We start from the raw sequence: 2,858 nt of genomic DNA on the forward strand, positions 1-2,858 counted from the left end.
ATCCGGCTACCGCACCGGCTACCTGTGGCAAGAGGTGTTGGCCAGGGACAGCTTTCTAGACATCTTTGGGAATTTCCTGTTCATCGAAACGAAGGAGGAGAAGCAGATCGATGGGCAGGGAGGACAACGAATTGTCACAAAAGAAACAATGATCTTTCCCCGTTACCACCAATTGGACAGTGTGCGCAACCTGATCCGAGCAGCCCGACGCGAGGGGAGCGGACAAAACTATCTGATCCAGCATTCGGCGGGAAGCGGCAAGACCAACAGCATCTCCTGGCTTTCCCACCGCTTGGCCAGCCTGCATACTGACGACGACCGGAAGATTTATGATTGCGTCATCGTCATCACCGACAGGCAGGTTCTCGACCGCCAGTTGCAGGATGCTATCTACCAAATCGAACACGCCCAGGGGGTGGTCAAAGCCATTGACCGGGACGCCAAACAACTGGCTACAGCCCTCATCGACGGCACCAAAATCGTGGTGACCACGCTGCAAAAATTTCCCTTCGTGTTGCGCGGTCTGCTCCACGCGACGGGTGCCAGCCAACTGGACAGCCCCACGGCGGAAGAACGCGCCCAGGCCAAGGCATGGGAAGCGGAGATCGGCAACCGCCGTTATGCGGTAATTGTGGATGAGGCCCACTCCTCTCAAACCGGTGAGACCGCTCGGGAACTAAAGGAGATCCTGGGAGCCGCTACGGGGAATGAAGATACTGACGATGATCCCGACTGGGAAGACCGGCTCAATCAAGTGATGATCTCCCGGGGGCGTCAACCCAACCTGAGCTTCTTCGCCTTCACAGCCACTCCCAAAGGCAAGACACTGGAACTTTTTGGACAACCAAGCCCCGATGGCAAGCCGGTCCCTTTCCACCTCTATAGCATGCGGCAGGCTATCGAGGAGGGTTTTATCCTCGACGTGGTGCGCAACTACACCACCTACAAGACCTACTTCAAGCTGGTAAAAGCGGTAGAGGAGGATCCTGATCTGCCCAAAAAGAAGGCTGCCCGTATTCTGACCAAGTTTATGGTGATGCACCCTACCAATATTGCTCAGAAAATCGAGGTAGTCGTGGAGCACTTTCGAGGCCATGTGATGCGCCACCTGGGAGGACAGGCCAAGGCCATGGTGGTGACAAGTTCCCGCTTGCAGGCCGTTAAATACATGCTGGCTTTTCAGAATTATATCGATGAGCACGGTTACGACGACATCCGCCCCCTGGTAGCCTTCAGTGGTACGGTAAAGGATCCTGACACCGGCAAGGAGTACACCGAGCCGGGCATGAACATCGACATGGTCAGTGGTCAGCGCATCGGCGAAAATCAGCTCCCTGATCGATTTGCCTCTCCGGATTACCAAGTGCTCCTGGTGGCCAATAAATACCAGACAGGCTTTGATCAACCCTTGCTCATGGCCATGTACGTGGACAGACGGTTGGATGGCGTACAGGCCGTGCAGACCTTGTCTCGTCTCAATCGTATGGTGCCGGGCAAAGCATCACCATTCGTTCTAGATTTTGTCAACGAAGCTGAGGACATCTACCGTGCCTTTAAACCCTACTACGACGCCACTAGTCTTCAAGAAGGTTCGGACCCATCCCAACTGGAAAAGCTTAAGCACGAGTTAGATGGCATGCAGGTCTACCACTGGAGCGAGGTGGAAGCCTTCGCCAGGATTTTCTACCGTATGCCAAAGCAGCAGGCTAGGTCGGACCATGCTCAATTGCAAATGCATCTTCAACCCGCCAAAGACCGTTTCAAGGCATTGGATGCGGATGAACTACGGTCGGCTTTTCGAGACAAACTGAAGGGCTATGTCCGGGTTTACGCTTTCCTCAGCCAGATCATCCCCTATGCGGATCCTGATTTGGAAATGCTTTACAGTTTTGGTCGATTCTTGGTTCCAGAGTTGGGTACGGATGACGATGGGGAACGTGTCAGCCTGGGCGACGAGGTGGGCATGCAATACTATCGGATGGAGCGTGTCTTTTCCGGGGCTATTGACCTGGGAGAGGGCGAATCGGAAGGGGTGAAAAGCCCCACCGATGTGGGATCCGGCAAGACAAAAGAGGAGACGGCCCCCCTTTCGGAAATCATCGATGTGCTTAACGAGCGCTTCGGGACCAATTTTACCGATGAGGACCGGCTTTTTTTTGAACAGATTCGGGAGAAAGCTACAACCAATCCAAAGGTAATTAATATGCGGCAGGCCAACCCGTTCGATAAGTTCCAACTCGGGCTGCGGAAAATGGTCGAGGACATGATGATCCAGCGCATGAGTGAGAACGACAGGATCGTCACCCGGTACATGGACGACAAGGACTTCGAGAACGCTGCATTCGCCGTGCTTTCCAGGGTGATCTACGAGTCCATTCCTGCGGAGGAGAACCGGGTATGAGTGAAAGGACGCTTGGACGTTTGGACTGATCGACTTGTTTCATTTCATCGATTGGGTGCTGCACTTGCCCAAGGAGTTGGACGTCCGGTTGCGGGAAAACGCCTTGGAAAAGCAGTGGATGAGCCTCGTTTCGGCGCTGCAGAATTCTCCATTCTCCGTTTACGTGGCGGAAATTTCGCGCAATTTGCGATTGCCACCCAAGTGGAAATCGAAACGCGGGTCCGCAGGTATCCGGTAGCGCGGAGGAGAAATTCTGATGCCCCGCCAAAAAGCCTTTGTAGATCAGGCTGGTTCACCTATACTGCCTTCATTGGCCACCAAGGATATCTTCGAACTCATTCTCCAACCCGAATTTTTCCCGTTACATTACGTTACGGAGAATGAGTTCGAAACCGTATCACTTGCTCCACCAATTAAAGTTATTAAGAAAGTCTCAAAATTAAAGCCGCCCTTCGGG

The 2,858-nt window shown here is 53.5% G+C and carries 1 protein-coding gene; it reads left to right on the forward strand.

Going from position 1 to position 2,858, the window contains the following annotated elements; translation table 11 throughout:
- Positions 1-2,401 (forward strand): type I restriction endonuclease subunit R (locus HQL56_19335; GenBank protein ID MBF0311671.1); only part of this gene is annotated, 2,401 nt, incomplete at its 5' end.
- Positions 2,402-2,858: the final 457 nt, after the last annotated feature.

Source organism: Magnetococcales bacterium, assembly GCA_015231925.1.
Classification (GTDB): domain Bacteria; phylum Pseudomonadota; class Magnetococcia; order Magnetococcales; family JADGAQ01; genus JADGAQ01.